The organism is Streptomyces bacillaris, assembly GCF_003268675.1.
In the GTDB taxonomy this organism is placed as follows: domain Bacteria; phylum Actinomycetota; class Actinomycetes; order Streptomycetales; family Streptomycetaceae; genus Streptomyces; species Streptomyces bacillaris.
On the sequence record NZ_CP029378.1, the window covers coordinates 4,300,387 to 4,323,245 of the forward strand.

At 73.2% G+C, this 22,859-nt stretch carries 21 protein-coding genes; 5 read left to right on the plus strand and 16 right to left on the minus strand.

Going from position 1 to position 22,859, the window contains the following annotated elements:
- Positions 1 to 330: 330 nt before the first annotated feature.
- Positions 331 to 1,212, plus strand: coding sequence for a ScbA/BarX family gamma-butyrolactone biosynthesis protein (locus DJ476_RS18650; protein WP_318294889.1), 882 nt, complete (start codon positions 331 to 333; stop codon positions 1,210 to 1,212).
- A gap of 80 nt (positions 1,213 to 1,292) precedes the next feature.
- On the opposite strand, the gene DJ476_RS18655 is transcribed toward DJ476_RS18650, so the two are convergent.
- The 10 genes from DJ476_RS18655 to DJ476_RS18700 form a co-directional block, all read right to left on the minus strand.
- Positions 1,293 to 2,039: a 4'-phosphopantetheinyl transferase family protein gene (locus tag DJ476_RS18655; RefSeq protein ID WP_103419323.1), complete on the minus strand. Its 747-nt coding sequence runs from the start codon at positions 2,037 to 2,039 to the stop codon at positions 1,293 to 1,295.
- Between the two features lie 55 nt (positions 2,040 to 2,094).
- The gene (locus DJ476_RS18660; RefSeq protein WP_019763170.1) at positions 2,095 to 2,337 is read right to left on the minus strand and encodes a DUF6253 family protein; all 243 of its coding nucleotides are present in this window, start codon (positions 2,335 to 2,337) and stop codon (positions 2,095 to 2,097) included.
- Complete coding sequence (locus DJ476_RS18665; protein ID WP_053560541.1) at positions 2,334 to 3,149, minus strand: maleate cis-trans isomerase family protein; 816 nt, start codon at positions 3,147 to 3,149, stop codon at positions 2,334 to 2,336. The genes DJ476_RS18660 and DJ476_RS18665 overlap by 4 nt, the downstream gene beginning before the upstream one ends.
- A gap of 133 nt (positions 3,150 to 3,282) precedes the next feature.
- Complete coding sequence (locus DJ476_RS18670) at positions 3,283 to 4,002, minus strand: transglutaminase-like domain-containing protein (RefSeq protein WP_103421553.1); 720 nt, start codon at positions 4,000 to 4,002, stop codon at positions 3,283 to 3,285.
- 15 nt (positions 4,003 to 4,017) lie between these two features.
- Positions 4,018 to 5,148, minus strand: a complete 1,131-nt coding sequence (locus DJ476_RS18675; protein ID WP_103421552.1) for an acyl-CoA dehydrogenase family protein — start codon at positions 5,146 to 5,148, stop codon at positions 4,018 to 4,020.
- An 84-nt stretch (positions 5,149 to 5,232) separates the two neighbouring features.
- A complete protein-coding gene (locus DJ476_RS18680) occupies positions 5,233 to 5,607 on the minus strand; it encodes an ectoine synthase (protein WP_053560542.1) in 375 nt (124 codons plus the stop codon).
- 156 nt (positions 5,608 to 5,763) lie between these two features.
- Complete coding sequence (locus DJ476_RS18685; protein WP_070204340.1) at positions 5,764 to 6,024, minus strand: acyl carrier protein; 261 nt, start codon at positions 6,022 to 6,024, stop codon at positions 5,764 to 5,766.
- Positions 6,021 to 7,469 carry an AMP-binding protein gene (locus tag DJ476_RS18690; RefSeq protein ID WP_112491089.1) on the minus strand — a complete coding sequence of 483 codons (1,449 nt, stop codon included), beginning with the start codon at positions 7,467 to 7,469 and terminating at the stop codon, positions 6,021 to 6,023. Before DJ476_RS18690 ends, DJ476_RS18685 begins: the two co-directional genes overlap by 4 nt.
- A gap of 342 nt (positions 7,470 to 7,811) precedes the next feature.
- Positions 7,812 to 8,255: a MarR family winged helix-turn-helix transcriptional regulator gene (locus DJ476_RS18695; protein ID WP_018489542.1), complete on the minus strand. Its 444-nt coding sequence runs from the start codon at positions 8,253 to 8,255 to the stop codon at positions 7,812 to 7,814.
- Positions 8,256 to 8,377: 122 nt separating this feature from the next.
- On the minus strand, positions 8,378 to 9,490 hold the full coding sequence (locus DJ476_RS18700) for an IS701 family transposase (RefSeq protein ID WP_241565784.1): 1,113 nt from the start codon (positions 9,488 to 9,490) through the stop codon (positions 8,378 to 8,380).
- A 121-nt stretch (positions 9,491 to 9,611) separates the two neighbouring features.
- On the opposite strand from DJ476_RS18700, the gene DJ476_RS35660 reads away from it, so the two are divergent.
- The gene (locus tag DJ476_RS35660; protein ID WP_318294738.1) at positions 9,612 to 10,547 is read left to right on the plus strand and encodes a TetR family transcriptional regulator; all 936 of its coding nucleotides are present in this window, start codon (positions 9,612 to 9,614) and stop codon (positions 10,545 to 10,547) included.
- A 260-nt stretch (positions 10,548 to 10,807) separates the two neighbouring features.
- On the opposite strand, the gene DJ476_RS18710 is transcribed toward DJ476_RS35660, so the two are convergent.
- Both DJ476_RS18710 and DJ476_RS18715 read right to left on the minus strand, forming a co-directional pair.
- Positions 10,808 to 12,052, minus strand: a complete 1,245-nt coding sequence (locus DJ476_RS18710) for a serine hydrolase domain-containing protein (RefSeq protein WP_103421548.1) — start codon at positions 12,050 to 12,052, stop codon at positions 10,808 to 10,810.
- A gap of 63 nt (positions 12,053 to 12,115) precedes the next feature.
- A complete protein-coding gene (locus DJ476_RS18715) occupies positions 12,116 to 13,069 on the minus strand; it encodes an aldo/keto reductase (protein ID WP_103421547.1) in 954 nt (317 codons plus the stop codon).
- A gap of 546 nt (positions 13,070 to 13,615) precedes the next feature.
- Here DJ476_RS18715 and DJ476_RS18720 point away from each other — a divergent pair.
- The gene (locus DJ476_RS18720; protein ID WP_112491090.1) at positions 13,616 to 14,506 is read left to right on the plus strand and encodes a glycoside hydrolase family 19 protein; all 891 of its coding nucleotides are present in this window, start codon (positions 13,616 to 13,618) and stop codon (positions 14,504 to 14,506) included.
- A 119-nt stretch (positions 14,507 to 14,625) separates the two neighbouring features.
- Here the strand turns inward: DJ476_RS18720 and dnaN are convergent, their stop codons facing one another.
- A complete protein-coding gene (gene dnaN, locus DJ476_RS18725) occupies positions 14,626 to 15,828 on the minus strand; it encodes a DNA polymerase III subunit beta (protein WP_112491091.1) in 1,203 nt (400 codons plus the stop codon).
- A 442-nt stretch (positions 15,829 to 16,270) separates the two neighbouring features.
- Here dnaN and DJ476_RS18730 point away from each other — a divergent pair, with 442 nt between their 5' ends.
- The gene (locus DJ476_RS18730; protein ID WP_112491092.1) at positions 16,271 to 17,788 is read left to right on the plus strand and encodes a helix-turn-helix domain-containing protein; all 1,518 of its coding nucleotides are present in this window, start codon (positions 16,271 to 16,273) and stop codon (positions 17,786 to 17,788) included.
- 219 nt (positions 17,789 to 18,007) lie between these two features.
- Here the strand turns inward: DJ476_RS18730 and DJ476_RS18735 are convergent, their stop codons facing one another.
- Both DJ476_RS18735 and DJ476_RS18740 read right to left on the minus strand, forming a co-directional pair.
- Positions 18,008 to 18,553: a TetR/AcrR family transcriptional regulator gene (locus tag DJ476_RS18735; protein WP_019763161.1), complete on the minus strand. Its 546-nt coding sequence runs from the start codon at positions 18,551 to 18,553 to the stop codon at positions 18,008 to 18,010.
- A 164-nt stretch (positions 18,554 to 18,717) separates the two neighbouring features.
- Positions 18,718 to 19,404: an MFS transporter gene (locus DJ476_RS18740; protein WP_112491093.1), complete on the minus strand. Its 687-nt coding sequence runs from the start codon at positions 19,402 to 19,404 to the stop codon at positions 18,718 to 18,720.
- Positions 19,405 to 19,686: 282 nt separating this feature from the next.
- Here DJ476_RS18740 and DJ476_RS18745 point away from each other — a divergent pair, with 282 nt between their 5' ends.
- Entirely contained in the window at positions 19,687 to 21,027 is a 1,341-nt protein-coding gene (locus DJ476_RS18745; protein ID WP_103421543.1) for an MFS transporter, read from the plus strand.
- 5 nt (positions 21,028 to 21,032) lie between these two features.
- Here the strand turns inward: DJ476_RS18745 and DJ476_RS18750 are convergent, their stop codons facing one another.
- Complete coding sequence (locus DJ476_RS18750) at positions 21,033 to 22,799, minus strand: serine/threonine-protein kinase (protein WP_112491094.1); 1,767 nt, start codon at positions 22,797 to 22,799, stop codon at positions 21,033 to 21,035.
- Positions 22,800 to 22,859: the final 60 nt, after the last annotated feature.

Here is a 22,859-nt window from a genome sequence, read left to right on the forward strand (position 1 = left end):
CCTTCCCGAAAAGAATGCTCCTTATGTTACCCGGCCCGATCGCCGTCAAGTTGAGTACCTTTTCGCCAAGTTGAGTCGGTTATGCGCCCCACTTACCTCAGAGGAAACCCGGCGCCCTTAACCTCTTGACCCAGTAAAACAAAAGAAACATTATTTTTGGGTCGGTGCATGGAGTGCCCTGAGCGCGCCTCTGTGTAGTCGTCCACGAGCAACTAACGATCTGGGGGGTCCACGTTGTCTGTTTCTGTGCTGAGACGTGACGCGCAGCCGGTCCGGCAGGCGCCTGTCCGGCAGGCGCCGGTCGAGCGGCCGACGGTCCGGCGCGCGCAGGTGCACCAGTGGCAGGTGCACAAGCTTCGGGGAGAGGAAGTACTGCTCAGCACGTGGACCGAGCCGTGCCCGGGACGCTTCGTGATCACGGCGCGCTGGCCGAAGGGGCACGCGTTCTACCGGCCGTCGCAGGGAGCGTACGACCCGCTGCTGCTCGCGGAGACCGTACGCCAGGCGGTGCCGCTGCTCTCCCACGCCGTGCACGGCGTCCCGCGTGAGCACAAACAGGCGTGGGAGTACTTAAGCTTCGCGGTCGAGCCGCTGGCCTCGCTGGTCACCACCGCCGAGGACGAGGTCCGTCTCGTCGTCACCTGCTCGAACGTGGTCCGGCGCGGCAACAGGTTCGCCGGGATGACCATGGACATCGACGTCCACCTGGGGAAGCGGCTGATGGGCATCGCGCACACCCGCTTCAACAACCAGCCCGAGGCCATCTACCGCAGGCTGCGCGGGAGTTACGCGGACGTCCACGCCGCACTGGAGCACTGCCTCCCGGCGGGCCCGCCGGTGGAGCCGCACCGAGTGGGCCGGGACTTCCCGGCCGACGTGGTCCTCTCTCCCGCGCTGGGAGGCGAGCGGCCCGGCCGGTGGCTGCTGCGGGTCGACCCCGCCCACCCGGTCCTCTTCGACCACCCGGTCGACCATGTGCCCGGGATGCTCCTGCTCGAAGCCGCCCGGCAGGCGGCGCACGCCGTCGACGGTGGCGGCACCGCGGCCGTCATCGGGATGCGTACGGACTTCGTCCGGTACGTCGAACTCGACGCCCCCGCCGTCGTCGTGGCCGGTACCCCGGTCCCCGCCGGTACGGGGCGGCGCCGCGTCCCCGTCTCCATCGAGCAGCACGGCGTCCGGGTCTTCACCTCCGAGGTGACCGTCGCCTAGCCCGTGCCGTCCGCGCACGACATGGAGCGGCGGGCGGCCCGTACCTCCCCTCCACAGAGGTACGGACCGCCCGCCACTGGTCAGACCTGCTCCAACTCCGGCATTGGATACGGGAGTTCGTCGTGCATGGTGACTTCCAGGTGCACCGAGGCCGGGACCGCGAAGCTGGCCTCGTACCCGGGCGGGGCGATCAGCTGCCGCACCCGCCAGCCGAGCGGCTGGCCGGTGAGGTCCAGCCGGTTCATGACGGCCGCCATGCCCTGGCCCGTCGCCTTGGCCATGGCCTCCTTGCGGGTCCACAGCCGGGCGAAGTCCCGGACCAGTTCGTCGTCCGGACGGCCGCCCAGCCACTGCTGCTCCCTCGGGTGGAGGAAGGGCAGATAGCCGGCGACCGACTCCGGGGTCGGATGGGACTCGATGTCGATGCCGATGGTGGCCTCGGCGACCGCGATGGCGACGTGGTCCCCGCTGTGCGACATCGAGAACTCCGGGGGTTCGCCGCCCTGGTCCGGATCGCGGATGGCCGGTCTGCCGTGCGCCCCGCCGCAGCCGGGACACGGCTGCCGCAGGAAGCCGACGCTCCGGGGCGGGCAGCTGAGCGAGGACCCGAGGACGCTCCGCAGCGCCCAGTGGGCGAAGGCGTAGGCCTCCTTGCCGGAGTGCTGCGGGATCGCGGCCAGCCGGCTCCGTTCCTTCTCGTCGAGCCAGTCGGGCGGGGACCCGTCGGGCGGCAGGCGCTGCCCGGCCGGGGCCCGGACGATCCAGACGGCCACCTGGTCGCGGATCTCGCCCGGAGGCGCGTCGGACCACTTGAGGTCGTGTGTCATGTCGATACGGCTCCTGATGTGGCGGGGACCCGGCCGGTCCCCGCCACGGGTCGGATCAGGCGGTTGCTGCGAGCAGCGGCCACGGGCCGGTCGTGGCGTACTGCTCCAGACCCTCGGCGGCGAGATAGCGCCGGAACCCCGGCACCTGCTCCGCCGGGCGCAGCGCCCCGCGGTACAGCACCAGGCCGCGCACGCCGTTGTCGTCGTCGTGCCAGCACACCAGGGGCATGTGGTACTCCGGTGTGTCACAGGTCTCCTGCACGGCGGCCTGGTAGCCGTACGCGGGCAGCAGGCTCATCCGGTCACGCTCCCGGGTTCGGGACGGACGCCGAACAGGGCGCCGTAGTCGCTGATCCGCGCGGCCGCCTCGGTGCCGCCCGCCAGGTGCAGCGCGTGCCAGAAGAGCACCTGGTTGGCGGTGAGGACGGGGAGGCCGATCCGCTCCTCCAGGCCCGCGATGGTGCCCACGGCGCGGATGCCGTTGCCGGCGACCAGGACCGCCTGCGGCTGCTGCGGGGCGACGGTGGACTCGATCCACTGCACCAGGGCCTCCGGGGTGATGAGCTTCTGGTTGCTGGGGAGGCCGCAGGGGGCGTGGTGGACGACGTCGAACCCCCGCTCACCGAAGTACGAGGCGCCCAGGGCCGACAGCTCGTCGTCGAACCACGGCGGGTTGACCAGCGCGATCCGCTCGGCGCCCAGCGCGCGGAACCCGGCCGCGGCCGCGTGGGTGGTGCCGGTGAGCGGGATGCCACGGGTCCGCTCCGCGAGCCGCTCGAAGAGCTTCTGCTCGCCGTCGGCGCCCAGGACGTAGGCGGAGCTGGTGAACCCCAGGGCGATGGAGTCCAGCGGGGAGGCCGCGAGCAGCTCGACCGCGTCGTCGATGAAGGGCGGGTCGATGAAGGCGCGCACCGGGTCGTGCGGGATCTTGGGGTCCATCTCGCCGCCGGGCCGCATCGCCCCGAAGTGGACGCGGGAGCCGTGGATGTAGACATCGCGCGGGGCCATCGCCTGGAGCTCGGACTCCGGCCCGACGTCGGCGTGCGGAACGACGACACCGACGCGGGCGACGGCGCCCCAGCCGTCCTCTCGGGCCTGGAACTGCGTCATGGGGTGCTTCTCCTCTTCTTCTGCCGTGCTTCTGCTCTGACGTGACCTGACGTGACATGCCTGCGGGGGAGGGGAGGGGAGGGGAGGGGGTGAGGGGGAGAGGGAGCGGGAGGGGGAGGGGAGCGGGAGGGGCTCAGCTCGCCTCGTCGGCCAGCGAGCCGCCGCTCACCGTGCCGGTGCCCTCCGCGTCGAGGAACTTCGGGTGCTTGCGGCGCATGTTGCCCATGACGAACTCGTACGGGACGTCGTCGAAGTCGCCGTGGTCGGTGAGGAACTCCATGCTCTGCCGCCCCTGCGCGTCGAAGGGGTGGTAGAGGCTGTCGGAGCGGCCGTCGAACTCCAGCGGGGTCATGCCGTACAGCCGGCACAGCAGCTTGTTGAAGACCGGGGTCACCTTCAGCCACTGACCGTCCAGGTACACGGTGGCCAGGCCGTGGAAGAAGACGTCGCCGCCGATGTAGGAGCGCAGCCGGTCGGAGGCGAGGTGGTTGCGGACGTCGCTGTAGTGCAGCCGGGCCGGGATGCCGACGGAGCGGCAGGCGGCGGCGTAGAGCACGGACTTGTGCAGGCAGAAGCCCTTGCCGCCGGAGATGATGCTGGACGCCTTCAGCCCCTGCGGCGACAGGTCGGCGCCGTACACCTCGTAGTGGATCCCGTCGCGCACCGCGTAGTAGAGGGCGACGGCGAGTTCGACGGGGGTGGCGGTGGCGCGGTCGACCCCCTGGAGGGCCTTGTCCACGAAGGCGCGTACGGTCTCGTGGTCGTGGTCGAGGAAGTCGGTGGCCGCGGTGAGGCGGTCGAGGTCCTCGGCGGTCGGGGTCGCGGGGACGGCTTCGGTCAGGGTGTCGGTCATGGCGGATGCCTCTCGTCACAGGCCCATCAGGGCGGCGATGCAGTTGCGCTGGATCTCGTTGGTGCCGGAGTAGATGGAGCCGGAGGTGGCGTTGCGCAGCTCGCGCTCGATGCCGGTGTCGGTCAGATAGCCGCGGGCGCCGAAGATCTGGATGGCGTGCTGGGCGGTGCGCTGGTTGGCCTCGCTGACCACGATCTTGGTGGCGGCCACGTCCAGCGAGGCGTCCGTGCCCTGCTCGACCTTGCGCCCGGTGTCGTACAGCCACTTACGGGCCGTCTCCACCGCGATCCTCATGTCCGCGATCTTGTGGGAGACCGCCTGGTTCTTGCCGATGGCGGTGCCGAACTGCTGGCGGGTGGTGGCGTGTTCGACGACGCGCTTGAGGCGGTGGGTCATCTCGCCGAGGTTGACGGCGAAGGAGAAGAGGACCTCCCGCTTCATCACGTAGTCCATGATCAGGAAGCCGGCACCCTCGCTGCCGAGCCGGTTGGCGGCGGGCAGCCGGACGTTGTCGAGCGTGACCTCGCTGATCGGGGAGGTGCGCAGCCCCATCGTCTCCAGCGGCTCACCGATCTTCAGGCCCGGTGTGGAGCGCTCGGCGAGGAAGGTGCTCAGCCCGAAGGCGCCCGGCTTGCCGGTGCGGACGTAGAGCAGGAAGAGGTCGGCGACGGGGGCGTTGGTGATGAACATCTTGCCGCCGTCGATCACGTACTCGTCGCCCTCGCGGACGGCCGTGGTCCGGATGTTCATCACGTCCGAGCCGTGGCCCGGCTCGGTGATCGCGTGCGCGGTGATGGCCTCGCCGGAGGTGACCCGCGGCAGGTAGCGCGAGCGCAGCTCCTCGGAGCCGAACGCCTGGAGCGGGATGCCGACGCTGACGATCTGCGTGGACGCCGAGAAGTTGAGGCCCGCGTCCCGGCTGGTGTGGCCGAGGCCCTCCAGCGCGGCCATGGTCTCGGTGAGCGTCCGGCCGGCGCCGCCGTACTCCGGGGCGAAGGGGAGGGTGAAGAGGCCGGAGCGCTGGAGCGGCTTCCACTTCTCCTGGGGGAACTCGCCGGCCCGGTCCCAGCGGGCGACGTCGTCGTTCAGCTCGTCGCCGTACGGCGCTGTGATGCCGTAGGTGTCTGTGTCCTTCTCTGCTGCCATGAGGGCTCTGCCTTGCCTTTCGCCGGTCGCGGGGTGGGCCGGGTGCGGGGCCGCGCCGTCGCGGCCCCGCACCCGGCGGCGGGATCAGTAGCGGGAGAAGCCGTCCTCGGAGAGCGAGTGCTTCTCGTCGCCCCGCAGCGCCGGGCTGAAGACGGAGACGAGGAGGAGGTCCTCGTCGTCGGAGGCGATCAGGTGGTGGGCGTCGTGCTGGTCCAGGGCGTAGATGGTCCCGGTCTTGATCTTGTGACGGGTGCCGTCGGTGGTGACGACCTCGCCCGAGCCGCCTATGCAGTAGCAGGCCTCCAGGTGGCCGAGGTACTGCAGCCCGCTCGTGGTGCCCTGGCGGACCAGCGTCTCGCAGACGGTGAAGCCCATACCGTCCGCCTCGGTGAGCAGGCGGTGGCTGGTGCCGCTGCCCCACTCGACCGCGGGGACGTCGGAGAGAGAACGGACGATCATGGGAGTACTCCTGTCATCGCTGTTGTCTGGACGTGTGCTGGACGTGTGCTGGTGCGCCTGGTGCGTGTGTGCCTGTGCGTGTGTCTCTGTGCGTGCGTGTCTCTGTGAGCGTGGGGGGAGGGGCGGTACGGGGATGGGGCGGTGGGGCTCGTGGGGTCAGACGGAGGCCGGGGCGGCCTGCGCGACGAAGCCGCGGATGTCCGCGAGCGTGCGGTAGGCGGCCGGCTCCAGGGGGATGTCGTCGACGGGGATGTGGTACGTCTCGGATATCCAGGAGATGAGGCGGACCAGGCCGAGGCTGTTGACGACGGTGCTCTCGATGAGGTCGAAGTCGTCGGTCAGGTCCTCGGCGTCCTCGCCGGCGAGGAACTCGTTGACGATGTAGGCGCGGATCGGGTCGTTGGCACCGGTGCTCATGGGGCGTCTCCGTTCAGTCGGTTGTTCTTGATCGAGTTACGGTCGGGCTTGCCGGTCGGGGTCTTCGGCAGTGGGGTGCCGGCGAGCCCGACCGAGCTGGGCACGGCGTGGCGCGGCAGGTGCTTCGCCGCGTACGCCCGCAGTCCCAGCGAGCTGAGGGAGGCCCCGTCCCGGCGCACCACTTCCGCGTGCAGCCGGTTGCCGGCCTCGGGGCAGGGCAGGGCGACGACACAGGCCTCGACGACGTCCGGGTGGGCGCCGAGGACGGTCTCGACCTCCAGGGTGTTGGTGCGCACGCCGCGCACCTTGACCTGGAAGTCGGTACGGCCCTGGAGGAAGTAGCGGCCGTCGGCGTCGCGGTGGACGAGGTCGCCGGTGCGGTAGAACATGGCGCCGCCGCCGCGCGGGTCGGGCATGAACGCGTGGGCGTTGCGGGCCTGTTCGAGGTAGCCGCCGGTCTGGAAGGGGGTGTGCACCAGCAGTTCACCGGTGCCGGGCCCCTGGAGGACCTCGGTGCCCCCGGGCCCGTCGATCAGCAGCACCGCGTCGGTGCCGTCGATCGGGGTGCCGATGGGCAGCGGATGGACGTACGCGTCCGGGTCGATGTCCTCGATGAAGCTGTCGTTGGTCTCGGTGCAGCCGAAGACGTTGTGGAAGCGGGCGCCCGGGCAGGCGGCGAACGCGTCCCGCAGCCCCTGTTCGGAGACGGCCTCCCCGGTGAAGACGACCGTACGGACCGCCGGGTAGCGGGCCCCGTCCGCGGCCAGCAGCCGGTGGAGGAGGGGCACGCCCTGGACCAGGGTCACCTCGTGGGCGAGGGCCAGTTCCCGCAGATAGCCGGCGTCCCCGCTGGCCCCGGCGTCGGCCAGCACGACCGTGCCGCCGGCCTCCAGGACCGTCCAGACGTCCAGGAGCGCCAGGTCGAAGTTGAGCGGCGAGAAGCTCAGGGCCCGGGTGGAGCCGTCGAGCCCGAACTTCCCGGTGGCCCAGTCGGCGAACCGGTCGAAGGCCTCGGTCCGGATCGGGACGAGCTTGGGGACGCCGGTGGACCCGGAGGTGGTGAGGGTCAGCAGCGACTCGGCGGGGTCGGGGACGACGAAGCCGTCCGCCAGGGCGGGGTCGGTCTCCTCCCGCGCCAGGATCACGCCGCCGCCGGGGACCGCGGTGGCCGTCAGCGGGCCGTGGGCCTGGGCGGTGAGCGTGGCCAGGGCGGCGGCGCCCAGACTCGGGGAGGGGACCAGGGTGTTGATCCCCTGGCGCCAGGCCGCCAGCAGCAGGGCGATGGTCTCCGGCGACTTGTGGGCCGGTACGCACAGGGCGCGGACGAATCCGAAGCCGGCGCCGTCCAGGTCCGCGGCGGCGAGGCGGGTCAGCCGCTCCAGCTCCGCGTAGGTGACCCGTTCGCCGGAGGCGACGAGCGCGGTGCTGTCGGGCTGTTCCTGCACATGTCTGCTGAATGCCTGTAACAGGCGAGGCGATGGCAACGGTCCCCCCTCGGTGGTTGGGCGATCTGGCGGCAGGATCCGGCTGTGCGGTCCGGCTGCGCGATCGAGCTGCGCGAGCCGGGTACGCGATCGGGCTGAGCCGGACGAGCCGGGCCGTGAGGCCGCGAGATCTGGCTACGAGAGAGAATCTACGGGTCTCTATTTGTATGGTCAAGCAAATAGATAGGGCGTTCGTGTGATCCAGGCCACACCCTCGCTGGTTGCGGAAGAAGCCCGAACATGCAAAAGACGGCGGGGGCGCCGGGTCGCCCCGGTTGCCTCCCGCCGTCCGGCGTGGTCGTGTCAGGCGGCGCTGCGCAGCGCCTGCACCGCCCGGGCGAGCTGGGCGTCGGCGCTCGCGGTGTTGAGGGCCGAGCTGAGGACGTCGGCGTATGTGGCGCGGGCTTCCTGGTAGCGCTTGCGGCCTTCTTCGGTGATGACGGCGAAGACGCCGCGCTTGTCGTCGGTGCAGCTGTCCTTGTAGGCGTACCCCGCGCTGTCGAGCCGTCCCACCAGGCGTGTCACCGAACTCTGGCCCAGGCCGATGTGGTCCGCCAGCTCCTGCATGCGGCACTCGCCGTTCTCGGCCTGGTGGAGGGTCTCCAGGGCCCGGTACTCGGACAGGCCGACGCCGTAGCGGCGCTGGAGGGTGTGCGCGAGCTGGCGTTCCACGAAGGCGTGCAGGCCGAGAACGGCCTCCCACATGGTCTGATCGGAGGCGGCGCGTGGCTGCTGGTTGATCGTCATGGAACAGCTCCCCTTCTCGACTGCGATAACAACAAGATACATGCCCATGCAATCATCTGGGGAGTGCCGGAGCCCACAAGGCGGGCTCTGGCCGATATTTATTTGTATGCGCAAGTAGTGGGTCAGGGGGTCATGCCCTCCAGGGCGGCGCACGCGTAGGCGGCCGAGACGAGCGTCATGTGCCGGTGCCAGCCGGGGAAGGAGCGGCCCTCGAAGTCCAGGAGCCCGAAGTCCTCGCCCATGCGCCGGACGGCGGACTGCGCCCCCCGGGGCGAGCGGGCCAGCTCCAGCAGTTCGGCCGGATGACGGTCGGTGATGTTCGTCAGCCAGATCCGGCCCGGGCGCCCGGTGCCCGCGTCCCACTCGGCCATCAGCCGGCCCGCCCCCTGGGTGTGCTCACCGCTCGGGCGCACCCCGCGCACGGGGGTCTCGTACGAGATGATCTGCCGGCCCGCGCCCGCCGGGTGCCGCACCCCGCGGCGCAGCAGCAGTGCACGCGCCGACGGCCTTTCGCCCGGCGGCAGTTCGGGTCCGCCGAGGGCGGTCTGCCCCGGGACGGCGAGCACGAAGGCGTGTCCGCTGCCCTGGAGCCGCTGCGCCAGCGGTGCGATGTCGCACAGGGTCGTCAGGTCGGCCACCACCGGTGCGGTCCGCCCGTCGTCCGTCCAGGACGTCATCTCCTGGACCAGGTGCAGGGCGTGGTCCCACAGCGGCTGGGCCTGGGCTGTCGCGGGGATCTTCGCCCGGTCGCGTACGGCGGGGTCCCGGGTGAACCGGGGAGGCAGGAAGAGCTGCCAGTCGACCGGGATGTGCGCCTGCCCCGTGTTCAGGAACAGACCCAGTCCCAGCTGGCAGTTGACGGTGCGACCGGACTCCGGCAGGAAGCGCTGGTGCACCCCGGGCGAGTGGTCGCCCCGCTTGGGCAGCACCGTCGGCGCCAGGGTCCAGCTCCGCACCGGCAGCGACCGGGCGGCCCAGCGGGCCAGCCGGCCGCGGACCGGGGTCCACTCCCAGGGGCTGGCGTTCACGAACTGGTGCAGCGACGACGCCGCCGCCTCGGAGCCGGTCACGGTGGCCGCCATGCGGCGCACGGTCTTCTTGCCGTGCGTGCGCAGCAGCCCCTGTAAGTACACATGCCCCCAGCGCTGCTGGTCGGAGCGGTGCAAATGGCCGAAGAGGAGGCGGGACAGCTCGTCCAGCGCTCGGCCCGTCGCCATCTCGGGCGTTTCGTGCATCGTCGTCACTGCAGGTCCCTCCCAGGTGAGCGTCGCTGAGCAGACTAACAAACATAGAGAATGTTCGTTATATTTCTGAGGGAGAAGCACGACGACTTACCGAGGTTCAAGGAGAAGGCGCATGCAGGAACGGGCGGCCAGGACGCGCCAGACCGTGCTGGAGGCGGCGGCCGACGAGTTCGCCGAGCGCGGTTACGAGGGCGCCTCCCTCCAGCGGGTGGCCTGGCGGGCCACGACCTCGATCGGCGCTCTGACCTTCCACTTCCGCAACAAGACCGCCCTGGCCGACGAGGTGCGCACCACCGGGCGCGCCCGCTTCGACCGCTGTCTGGCGGAACTCGCCCCCGCCGCCGACCCGTTACGGGAGCTGCGCACCCTGATCGCCACGCTGGCCCGGCTGGCGCACGAGGACCGCTTCGTCCGCGCCGCACGCCGTCTGGAGGCCGATCCGCCGGAGGACGCACCGCCGTTGGCCGAGACCTGGCTCCCCGTCCTCCGCGACCTGCTCGACCGGGCCCACGGCGCCCACCGGCTCCGCCCCGGCGTCGCGCCCGAGGACGCGGTGGCGATGCTGGCCCACCTCGCGGAGGGCGCGATGGCCGCCCAGGGCACCCCCCGCGACGCGGCGTGGGACGCGGTCTGGGACTCCGTCTGGGACGTCGTCCTGCACGGCCTTGCGGCGGACCGGGGGGAGGGGGGTGGCGGGGGCGAGCGGGACGGCCGGGGCGACCGGAGCGAGGGGGACGATCAGGGCGAGCACGGTGGCCGGGACGACCGGGGTGGGCCGAGCGACCGGGGGGTCCGGGGCGACCGGGGCGATCGGAGCGACGCGGACGGCCGGGGCGAGCAAGGCGGTCGGCGTGACCGGGGTGACGGGGACGACCGGGGTGAGCTGGGTGGCCGGAGTGGCCGGGGTGACGGAGGCGACCGAGGGGGCCGGGGCGATCGGAGCGACGCGGACGGCCGGGGCGAGCAAGGCGGTCGGCGTGACCGGGTGGCGGCCTCGGGGGACGCGTCGGCGGACATGACCGGAACCGCGAGGCGCGGCGGGGGCTGAGCTCGTCGGTCGTACGGGGCGGGGTGAGGGCCGGGCCGGTCGTACGGGGCGGGGCTGACCGGACCGGTCGTACGGGGGCGGGGCTGAGCTCGTCGGTCGTGCGGGGCGAGGGCTGACCGGGCCGGCCGTGCGGGGCCGGGGCGGGTACCCGGGGTGGTGGCCCCGCCCCGGGCGCCCGCCGCACCCCGCAGGCCCAGGCAGTCGGCCCCGCCCCGGGCGGCCATCGGCCCGCAGCCCAGCTGCTTGCCCCGCCCCGGCCCTCACCCCGCCCGCAGCGCCCGGTCCACCGCGCCCGCCACCTCGTCCAGGAGGCGGGCGCCCGGGCCCGCCGTCAGACGGCCGCGGATCCAGGCGGCGCCGGTCCGGGCCTGGGGCCAGGCCTGGTACGCGATCCCGCCCGGACCCTGGTGGCCGAAGGCCCCGGCGCGGACGGCCGGGTGGAGCCCGTCGTCGAGGAGCTGGAGGCCCCCCTCGCCGTAGGCGCTGACCCCGCCGAGCAGCGGGTCCAGCCCCTCGACCCAGAAGCTCCGCGCCTGGTCGAGCGTGCGCCGCGACAGCAGCAACGGCTCCTCGCCCGGAGCCCGTACGGCATCGGCGGCCAGGACGCCCTGGAGCCGGGCGAGACCACGGGCCGACGCGTACGCCCCCAGCGAGGGGATGATCGCGTACCGCCGCCGGCTCTCGCTCCACACCCCGGCGTCCGCCGGGAACGGCGACGGGTTGTTCCACACCCGCCCGCAGAGATCCGCCGCGCCACCGTCCGCCCCGCCGTCCGGCGCCGGGAACCGGGAGCGGAAGTCCGCGCCGTACGAGATGCGGGCGGTGTGCGGCAGTTGGTCCGGTACGAGCCCGAAGTGGACGTCCAGGCCCAGCGGACCGGCGATCTCCTCCAGGAAGAACAGGTCGAGATCGCGGCCGTCGACCCGGCGGACCACCTCCGCGACGATCCACCCGGCGGTCCACGGCCCGTGCAGCACACCCCCGGCCCGGGGGTCGTCCTCCAGACTGTGCATTTCGAGGAGCGCGGCCATCATGCGCGGGTTCTCCACGTCCCGCTGGTCGATCCCCGCCTCCATGCCCGGCAGCCGGGCGGTGAACGTCAGGACGTCCCGCAGCGTCACCGCGCCCTTGCCCCGCACCGCGAACTCCGGCCAGTACTCCGCCACCGGCCGGTCCAGTGCGAGCGCGCCCATGTCCGCCAGGAGCAGGACCGCCGTGGCCAGCACGGCGTGGGAGCCCGTCAACAGCGGCACGAGGGTGTCGCCGGTCCACGGCGTCCCGGTGACCGGGTCGGCGGTGCCCTGCCAGAGGTCGACGACCAGTTCACCGTCCCGTACGACTGCCAGCGCGGCTCCCTGGGCTCCGGGCGGACCCGCCTCCCGGCAGGCCCGCTCGAAGAAGTGGTGCACGGAGGCGAACCCGGGCGCCGTGGTGCCGTGGACGTCGGTCGTCGCCGCCCGCGGCCGTGGCCGCGGGAGGACCTGCCGTACCAGTGAGGTCGTCATGTCAGGAACTCCAGAAGTGGTGGGGAGTCAGGAACAGCCGTACGCGGGTGCTCCGGGTCCGGCTCACACCTCGGCCGAACCCGCCGGATAGGGCAGGAACTCCAGGTCGGTCATGTCCTGTTCGGTCAGCCGGATCCGGTCCCCGCCGAGGTTCTCCGCGAGGTGGTACGAGGCCCGCGTGCCGGGCAGCGGCACCACGTGGTCACCGAGCCGGAGCAGCCACGCCAGGGCGACCTGCGCGGGGGTGGCCTCGTGCCGGGCCGCCACCTGGGCGACGGCCTGCGTGAGCGCGAAGTTGTGGCGGATGGCCCGCGGGGCGAAGCGCGGCTGGGTGCGCCGCCAGTCGTCCGGGGCCAGGTCCTCGGTGCGGGAGAACGCGCCGGTCAGCAGCCCGCGCCCGAGCGGGGCACCCGCCAGCAGGGCGATCCGGCGCTCCACCGCGTACGGCACGACGTCGTCGAGGCCGCACCGCGTGAAGAGCGACACCTCGGCGCCGATCGCCGCCGCCTCGTGCACGGCCTCGGCCTCGCGGGCCTGCTCCACGGTGACGACGGGCAGCCCCAGCATGCGGATCTTGCCCGCCCAGACCTGCTCGGCCAGCGCGCCCCAGCTCTCCGTCAGCGGTACGGCGGGGTCGATGCGGCGCAGCAGATAGAGGTCGATGTGGTCCACGTGCAGCCGGCGCAGGCTCTCGTCGACCGCGTCCCGCAGCGCCTGCGGACCGCCCGCGGGCCGCAGCACCCCGTCCGGGTTGCCGAGCAGACCGCCGCCGGTGCAGAGCACCACCTCGTCCCGCCGCCCCCGGATGGCCTCACCGATCAGCCGCTCGTTCTCCCCGTCCGCGTAGGCGTCGGCCGTCTCCAGCAGGTTGACCCCGAGGTCGACCGCCTCCTGGACGAGTGACACCGCCTTGGTCCGGTCCGTCAGGCCGGGCGCGTAGCGGTACGAGAGGCCCATCGCCCCCAGTCCCAGCCGGCCGACGACCGGTCCGTCCCTGCCCATCGTTGTGGTCCGCATCCCGGGCGAACCTCCTTCTCCACAGAGGAATGTGACCCCCTCATGGCAGCAGCCCCGGCAGCCGGAGCACAGCATTCCGCTCCTACTTGCCGACCTCCGACGACTTCGGGAAGTCCGACGGTGTTCCGGGGCGGGGGAGTCCGGCGGTGTCCGGGGCCGGAAGTCCGACGGGTTTCCCCGGGCCGGGAAGTCCGATGGGATTCCTGGACCGGGAGGTCCGACGGGTTTCCCGGTCCAGGAGGTCCGGCGGGTTCCCGGCCCGGGAGGTCCGGCGGCGTTCCGCATGCTGGACGGCCCTGGAATTTTTACTTCCGGTTTCCGCCCCTCCCGGACCGCGACCGGGAGGAACATCCGGCAGAATCAGGCCAGTTGAGAGGTGGGATGGCATCGTTGTCAGAAGGCGGTGGCGGCCCTCCGTGACGCGTGCGGCAGCGTCACGAAAGCTGGTCTAGACCTTGACAGGTCCAGACCATCGTCGCTTGAGTGTCGGCACCCCCACGGCGGCGCACGGCCGGACGTAGCGCCGCGCCTAAGGAGTGTGCTCACGTGTTCAAACGTGTCCTCAGCCTGCTGGTCGCGCTCGGCGCGGTCGTCGCGGCGCTCGTCGTCCTCCCCGCCGCCACCGCGCAGGCCGCCACGTGCTTCAGCGCCTGGAACTCCTCGTCCGTCTACACCGGCGGCCAGACCGCCTCGTACAACGGCCGGAACTACACCGCCAAGTGGTGGACCCAGAACGAGCGTCCGGGCTCCTCCGACGTCTGGGCCGACAACGGCGCCTGCGGCACGGGCGGCGGCGGTGAGGACCCGGGCCAGAGCGACGGGTTCGTCGTCAGCGAGGCGCAGTTCAACCAGATGTTCCCGAACCGGAACTCGTTCTACACGTACCAGGGCCTCACCGACGCCCTGAGCGCGTACCCCGCCTTCGCCAACACCGGCAGCGACGAGATCAAGAAGCGCGAGGCCGCGGCCTTCCTCGCCAACGTCAGCCACGAGACCGGCGGGCTGGTGTACATCAAGGAAGTCAACGAGGCGAACTACCCCCACTACTGCGACGCCAGCCAGCCCTACGGCTGCCCCGCCGGCCAGTCCGCGTACTACGGCAAGGGCCCGATCCAGCTGAGCTGGAACTTCAACTACAAGGCCGCCGGTGACGCGCTCGGCATCGACCTGCTGAACAACCCCTACCTGGTCGAGCAGAACGCCGCCATCGCCTGGAAGACCGCGCTCTGGTACTGGAACACCCAGACCGGCCCCGGCACCGTCACGGGCCACAACGCCATCGTCAACGGCCCCGGCTTCGGTGAGACGATCCGCTCCATCAACGGCGCGATCGAGTGCAACGGCGGCAACCCGGCCCAGGTCCAGAGCCGCATCGACAAGTTCACGCAGTTCACGCAGGCCCTCGGCACCACGACCGGTTCCAACCTGAGCTGCTGATTCCGGGCGCGTTCCACGAACGTTCCCCGCGCGACCCGTCCCGTACGGGGGTCCGCCCGGCTGCTGCCGGGAGGGCCCCCGTTCCGGCGTTCCGGGGGCGGTCGGCAGGATCGGGTACGTCAGAGCAGCGGCGGCTTGACCGACATCAGCAGATGCCGGTGGCGGGGAGGGGAGACGTCCCGGCCGGGCTCCCCCTCGCCCGTGATCATCGCCCGTTGCCCCGCCCCCATCATCAGCAGCCGCAGCGACGGCTCGTCGAAGGAGGCCAGGGCGTCCGCCAGATACGCCGGGTTGAACGCCACGGTCATCTCGCGGGCGCCCTCCAGGGTCGCGGGCAGCCGCTGGGAGGCCACGTCGTCCTCGTAACCCGCTTGCAGATGTACGGAGTTGTCGGCGGCGGAGAACGCCAGCTGGACCGGCCCGTCCCCGTCGGCGACCACCGAGACCCGCCTGACGGCCTCCACCAGCCGCGCCCGCTCCACCACCGCCACTGCCGGGTCCTCCATCGCGAAGAGCTTCTCGTGGCGCGGGAGCCGTCCGTCGAGCAGCCGCACGGTGGTCCGCATCCCCGCGTGCTCGAACCCGGCCGAACCGGCGTCCAGGGCGACGCTCACCAGCCCGGACCGCCCCAGCGAACGGGCGATCTCGGTCAACCGCCGGGCGGAGACCAGCACATCGGCACTTTCACCGGAACCGGCCCCGGCCTCGGACCCAGCCCCCGCAGCCGACCCGGAACCGGCCCCCTCACCCGCCCCCGCCCCGGCCGCCTTCCACGGCAACGTCCGTACGGCGAACCGGTACCGGTCGGTCGCGGCGAGCGTCATCGTCCCCGACCCCGCGTCGAGCCCCAGCCGGATCCCGGTCAGCGCGGGCAGGGTGTCGTCCCGCCCCGCCGCCACCGCCACATCCGCGACGGCCGCCGCGAACTCCGCCGCCTCCACCGCGCCCCGCACGCGCGGGAGCGACGGCAGCGCCGGGTAGTCGTCCAGCGGGAGCACGGAGAGGCCGAAGCGGGCGCCGTCCCCCGAGACGGTGAACCGCGACCCCTCCAGCGCGCACTCCACCGCCCCCTCCGGCAGCACCTTGCAGATGTCGAGCAGGCGCCGCCCCATGACGAGCACCTTCCCGGGCCGCAGGATCTCGGCGGCCTCCACGTCGATGCGCGCGGACGCCTCGTAGTCCAGCCCGCTCACCCGCAGCCGCCCGCCCTCCGCGTCCAGCAGCAGCCCGCCCAGGACGGGAACGGGGGAGCGGACCGGCAGCACCCGGGCGGCCCAGGCCACCGCTTCGGCCAGGGCACTGCGCTCGATACGGAACTCCATGGCGGGGCCTCTTCTCCCAGTCGTCCGGACCCTCACGACGTTAGAGGCCACCACTGACAACGCCCCTGACGTGCGGGAACACCGGCCGGGGCGGGCGGGAACAACAGTCAGGGCGTGCGGAAGCACCGGCCAGGGCAGGCCGGAACATCAGCCGGGACGTGCGGGAACACCAGCCGGGGCAACAGGCTCCGGGCACCCGGACATGCGGAATCCGGCGACAGCGACCACCCCCGTGAGCCGCTGCCGCCGGAACCGCGGGCGCCCCGGACGGCGTGTCCCTACCGTCAGCCGTACCGGAACACCACGTTCGGACCATAGACCGGTGGGTAGGGAACGGGGAGGATCAATGCGCCCAGTGGGGCGCCGGCGGGGGTAACAGTCCGCACAGTGGTGATCGGGGGATCATGTGCGAGCGCGGCAACGGGCCGACGACGTCCTGAGAATGCAGCGGCTGGCCCGCAACGGCGGCACGGCCGAACTGCTGCGCTGGCTGGCGGGGCGGGCCGACGGCTGGGCCGGAATCGTGGGCTCCGACGGTACGGTGCTGAACGCGTCGGGCACGGTCCCCGGCGACGCGGGCCGGGCCCGGCACACCTACGTCCCCGATGTGGCCGCCCTCGTCGCCGAAGGCGTGCGGGCGCTGACCGGCCGCGGGGCCCTGGCGTACTCGCACGACACCGGCACGCACACCACGCTGCTCTTCCCGCTCCACGAACCCTCCACGGCCCCCCACGCGCGGGACGGCCAGGAGACCCCCGCCCCGCTCCTCGCGGTCGTCACCCCACGCCCGGTCGCCGCCGGGCTCGCCACGCTGCTGGCCGACGCGCTGATGCCGCTCTCCCTGTGCCGGGAGGCCGAGGCGGTCGAGCGGAAGCGGCGCCGGGTGGACCTGGCCGAGTCGCGCGGCCGGGAGGCGGTGCTGCATCTGCTGATGACGGGCCAGCTCTCCATCGCCCACCAGGTGGCCGGTGCGCTCCGCCCCCGGCTGCCCGATCCCGTACGGGTCTGTGTCGTGGAGTGCCACCGGGGCAGCCGCGACGAGGTGGCCCGGGTCTGCGCGGAGGCGGACGGCGGGCGGTCCTGGATCGTGCGCTGCCCCGTCTACGCCCGCCACCTCATCCTGGTGATGCCGGCGGACGGCACGGAGGAGGACACCGGTACGACCACCGACGAGAAGGTCGCCGCCCTGGTGGCCGAGTGCGTGGTCGGGATCAGTGAGCGGGTGCCGCTGGCCGAGACCGCGACCGGCTACCGCCAGGCCTTCCACGCCCTGGCCGTGGCCCGCGAACTCCCCGGCCGGCACGTCCGGTTCGGCGCGGCCCCGGAACCGGCGCTCGTCGTCGGTGACGCCGGGCGGCAGTGGGCCGAGGCCCTGCTCGCCCCGCTCCTGACGTATGTCCCGCGCCGGGCGCAGGACCCCGGGGCCCAGGAGCTGGCGGCCACCGCCACCTCCTGGCTGGCGTTCTCGTCCCACGCGACCGACCATCTGAAGGTCCACCGCAACACCCTGGCCGCCCGCCTCAAGCTCATCGGCGAACTGCTCGGCCTGGACCTCGACCGGCTGGCCGACCAGTCGGCGCTCGACCTGGCCCTGCGCATCCGGGCGACCCCCGCCCCGGCCTGCACGCCGTCCGCCGTCCCCCTACCGCCGGAAGGGGCGGCGCTCGACCTCGACGAGGTCCTGCGCCGCCCCGCGGTCCAGGAGTGGGCGTCCCACCAACTGGCCCCGCTGGAACGGGCACCGGGCTCCGGGAGGGCCGGGGAGACCCTGCGTGCCTGGCTGGCCTGCGAGGGCCGCATCGGCCCGGCGGCGGCCGAGCTGGGCATCTCCGTCCCCGGCGCCCGCAAGCGGCTGACCCGGCTGGAGACCGTGTTCCAGCGATCGCTGCTCCGTCCCCCGAGCGCCCGCTACGACCTGTGGCTGGCGCTCAGGGCCCGGGAACTGGCGGCTACTTCGTGAACCGGAGCCGCGTACCACGTACGGTCCGTGTCCTGGTCCGGCGTGACCGGTACCCGGGGGCGACCGCCGGGGTGGCCGGGTTTCTCGCGTGAGACCACGCGGCCGACCGTGTTCCGGCACGCGGGTGCCTGTTCGCGTCGGCACGCGGCGGCAGCCCCGCCCACGTCGGCGCGCGGAAGCCCGTCCCCGTCGGCACGCGGCGGCGGGGACGGGCCCCTGTCACGTCGATGCGGTGATCCGGGCGATGGCCTCCACCGTCAGGGCCCGGTCGTGCGGCTCGGTCTCCAGGGCGCGGTGGATGGACAGGCCCTCGATGAGGGCGTCGAGCTGGCGGGCCGTGGCGGGGTCGAAGTGCCATTCCAGGGCGCGGCGGCTGCGGCTCATCCAGGTGCGGGTCAGCTCGCGGTAGGCGGGTTTGCGGGCCGCGAGGGTGTACAGCTCGTGGGTGAGGACCAGCTCGCGCTGGTTGCCGCCGGAGAGGTGGTGGACGAGGTCCGCGACGGCCTCGCGGGCCTCGTCGGGGGTGGTGGCGGCGCCGAGGCGCTCCTCGAAGACGGCCACGATCGTGCCGGAGAAGCGAGTGAACGCCTCGTGGAGCAGCTCGTCCATGCTCACGAAGTGGTACGTCATCGAGCCGAGCGGCACCCCGGCGCGCGCGGCCACCTTGCGGTGCGAGATGCCCGCCACGCCCTCGTCGGCGATCAGGTCGAGCGCCGCGTCGATGATGCGGTCCCGCCGGTCGGGGTCGGTGCGCCCTGTGGCCACCCGGCGCCTCCTCGTTCGGCGTGTGTCCGTTCCGGCTCGCAGCATAGAGCGCGGGCGTGCGGGCGCGGTCGGACGCGGGCGGGCGAGCGTGGTCGGACGCGTATGAGGCAGCGCGATCGGACGCGGGCGGGGGAGCGGGTCGGACAAGTTGCGGGGCAGCGCGGTCAGACGAGGTCGCTGAGGGAGACGTTGAGCTGCACCTTGCCGTTGGCCTCGGCCACGTCGACGCAGAGCTTCCGCCGGTCCAGCAGCCACCCGTTGGCCCGGCAGGTCCAGCCCGCGGGGTGGTCCAGCGCGCGGATGATCTCCGTGTTGGTGAGCCCGTCCCGGCTGCCCACGGTCACCGTGCGGGCGCAGCTCGACGACCCGCAGCTCGTGTCCTCGGCGAGCGCCACGAGACCGGGCGGCAGCGCCGGAACGGCCCCCTTCGGCGGTACGTCCGCCCCGCCCGCGAGCAGGAACGCGAAGAGCGAGCCGATGACGGTGAGCCCGACGTACGCCCCCAGCGCCCCGGCGGACCTGCTCCGGCGGCGCTCCCACTCCTCGGACGCGGGCCCCCGCCGCGCCCGCTCCCACCGGACCCCGCACCAGATGACGAGCGGCGCGGTGACGCCGAGGAGGAGGTGGGCGTCGGCCCGGGGGATGCCGGTGACCCACCCGTGCTGCACGGCGACGAGGAGACCGCCCGCCACGGCGAGGACGGCCCCGACCGCCGTACCCACCTTCCGGGTGCGCGCGGTGCGGGCCCAGGCGAGGACGGGCACGGCGGCGAAGAGAAGGCCGAGGAGCGACCAGGTGAGGGAACCGGTGGTGAGGGAGGCGGCGGACGGCAGCGCGAGGGCGGACTGCACGGGGCTCCTTCGGTCGGGGCGGGGACGGCGTCGGGGAGAGCGGTACGGCCCCGGGGACGTCGGCGGCGCACGGATGGTTCCGGGGGGCGGCGGTTCCGGGCGGGGGCGGGTTCCGGTCGGGGGTGCGGAGGGCGACGGCGTACCGGCCGCGCAGCGTATGTACGAACGTACGCTTCAGGTGTACGGTCGTACGCTCCACTGCCTGCGCTCTCCCGCGCCTTCCCGCGCCCCTGTCCCTCCTGCTCCCTCCCGTCCTCTCCTGTCTGCCGAGGCTCCGTTCCGATGAAGGTCACTCCGGTCGTCGACGCCCGCACCCGCCGCTGGCGGGCCGCGCTCTTCCTCTTCATGCTCGCCACCGGGGTGAGCATGGCCTCCTGGGTGGCCAGGACCCCCGCCGTACGGGACGCGCTCGACGTCTCCACGGGGGCGATGGGGCTCGTCCTCTTCGGGCTCTCCGTCGGCTCGATGGCCGGGGTGCTGGTCTCCGGCGGGCTGGTCCGCCGGCATGGCGGACGGACGGTGATCACGTTCGGTGCGGGGCTGCTCGTCGCGGGGCTGCTGGTGATCGCCGGGGGCGCGGCGCTGGAGGTCTCCGGCGGGGTCTTCGGCGGACTGGCGCTGTTCGGTGCCGGGCTGGGGCTCGCGGAGGTGGCGTTCAACATCGAGGGCGCCGCCGTGGAGCGGACCGTGGGGCGCCCGGTCCTGCCGGTGCTGCACGGCTGCTTCAGCCTCGGCACGGTGGTCGGCGCGCTGCTGGGGATGGGGCTGACGGCGATACGGTTCCCGGTCGGCTGGCACCTCGCGGCGGTGGCCGTGGCGGTGGCGGCGGCCGGGATCTGGACCGTACGGGCGATTCCGCCGGGGACGGGCCGGGAGGACGCGGAGCCCCGTGCCGGGGAGCGGGCCGGGGCCGGTGGGTGGCGGGCCCAGGTGGAGGTCTGGCGGGACCGGCGGCTGGTGCTGATCGGGCTGATCGTGCTGGCCATGGCGTTCGCGGAGGGCTCGGCCAACGACTGGCTGCCGCTGCTGATGGTGGACGGTCACGGGACGAGCGCGACGGCCGGTTCGCTGACGTTCATGCTGTTCGCCGTCGCGATGACGACGGGCCGGTTCGCGGGCGGGCCGCTGCTGGTGCGGTACGGGCCCGCGGCCGTGGTGCGGGCGAGCGCGGTCGTGGCGGCCGTGGGCGTGGCGCTGGTGGTGTTCTCGTCCAGCGCGCTGCTCGCCGGGGCGGCCGTCGTGCTGTGGGGGCTCGGGGCCTCGCTGGGGTTCCCGGTCACGGTCTCGGCGGCGGGGGAGGGTGAGGGGGAGCGGGACGCCTCGGCCCGGGTCGCGGCGGTGTCGACGGCCGGGTACGCGGCGTTCCTGGTCGGCCCGCCCTCGCTCGGCTTCCTGGCCGACCACGTGGGGCTGCGGGCGGCGATGATCGTGGTGCTGGTGCTGCTGGGAGGAGCTGCGCTGATCACGGGGGCGCTGCGGCGGCGGACGGCCACCCCGGTGGCCGGGGACGGCGGGGAAGCGACGGGCGGGGGCGCGGCAGGCGGAGGTGCTGCGGGCGGAGGTGTGGCGAGCAGGGGCGCGGCGGGCGGGGGCGCGACCTCCGCTCACTCCGACCCGGTGTAGCCGAGTCACTCCGCCTTCGTGTAGACGATGCTCTCGCCCGAACCCGTCGTCGCCCGGCGCAGGGTGCCGTCCGGGAGGAGCGTCAGCTCGGTGGGCTTCCCGGGTGAGCAGGAGGAGGCGGGGCGGCCCACGGAGACGGTGGAGGGCCCGATGAGGACCGGTTCGTCTTCGTCGGCGGAGGGCCGGGCGGCGAGGGGAGCGGTGAACTCGCAGTGGTACGTGGCGCCGAGCGCCAGGGGGCCTTCGGCGGTGAGGGAGAGGACCTGGTCGCCGACGCCTCCCTGACGGATGATCAATTTTCTTGTGGACGCCCCTCGTTCGCCGGGGAGGGAGGCGGTCCAGGTGCCGAGGTAGTCCTCGGGGACGGCCCCCTCGTCGCCGGTGCCGGCCGGGTCGCCGGACGATCCGGTGGAGGACCCGGCGGAACTCCCGGCGGAATTGCCGGTGGAGGAGGACGGGCCGGGGGTGGGGGTGTCACCGCCCTGGTGGTTCATGAACGCGTACACGGACCCGCCCGCCCCGATCGCCACGACTATCGCCACCGCGACGAGCGCGACGGTCGCCCCGGTGGAGCGGCGCACGGGTGCGGGGGCGGGGGCGGTCGCCGAGGTGAAGTAGCCGGGCGGAAGCGGGGTGTTGTAGGCCGGGCCGGGGTCGTAGCTCTGCCCGTACGGGGCGTGGGTCCGGGGCTGTTGCGCGTACGGGGGCGGGGTCGGGGCCGGCGGGGGAGCGACGGGCGTGACCGGTGCGGCCGGGGGCGGAGTGGCGGGGCCCGGGGCGATCTGGGTGGGGAGCGCGTGGACGGAGGCGGGAGGGGCGGCGGGGCGCGTCGGCTGCTCCGGGTCCTCCGCGTCGAGCAACCCCACGGCGTGTCGGCCGAGTTGGGCGATGAGGGTGGCGGGGAGCCAGGGCTCGTCCGCCTCCGCCTCGCCCAGCCGGGCCAGGAGGTCGTCGGTGGAGGGCCGGGCGGCCGGGTCCTTGGCCAGGCACTCCCGTACGACGTCGGCCAGCTCCGCCGGGACGCCGGACAGGTCCGGGTCCTCCTGGGTGATCCGGAACATCAGGGCGTGCACCCCACCGCTCTCGGCCGCGCCGAACGGCAGGCGGCCGGTCGCCGCGTACGCGAGCACGGAACCGAGGCAGAACACGTCGCACGCCGTCGTCACCCGCTCGCCGCGCACCTGCTCCGGGGCCATGAACCCCGGCGAGCCGATCATCGCCCCGGTGCGGGTCAGGTCGCCGTCGGCCAGGGACTCCAGGGCGCGGGCGATGCCGAAGTCGATGACCCGGGGGCCGTCGATGGTGAGCAGCACGTTGGACGGCTTCAGGTCGCGGTGGATGAGCCCGGCGCGGTGGATGTGCTGGAGGGCGTGGGCGAGCCCGGAGCCGAGGAGCTGGACGGACCGGGTCGGCAGCGGTCCGTACGCCCCCGAGTCGGTGAGGGGCGCGCCGGGGCGGCCGGAGACGATGCGGTGGAGGGAGGGCCCGGCGACGTAGCCGGTGGCGACCCAGGGGATCGGGGCCTCGGTGTCGGAGTCCAGGACCGGGGCGGTCCAGGCGCCGCCGACCTGGTGCGAGGCCCGGACCTCCTGGCGGAAGCGGGCGCGGAACTCGGGCTGCTCGGCGAGTTCGCGGCGGACGAGCTTGAGGGCGACGGTGCGGCCGCGGTCGGAGCGGGCGAGGAAGACCTGGCCCATGCCGCCTTCGCCCAGGCGGCCGAGGAGGCGGTAGGCGCCTATGCGGTACGGGTCGTCGGGCCCGAGCTTGTCCATGTGCGCTTCCTCCCCTGCGGCCCGCACGAGAATAGCCCCGCCGGTGCGAGGGTGCCGCCG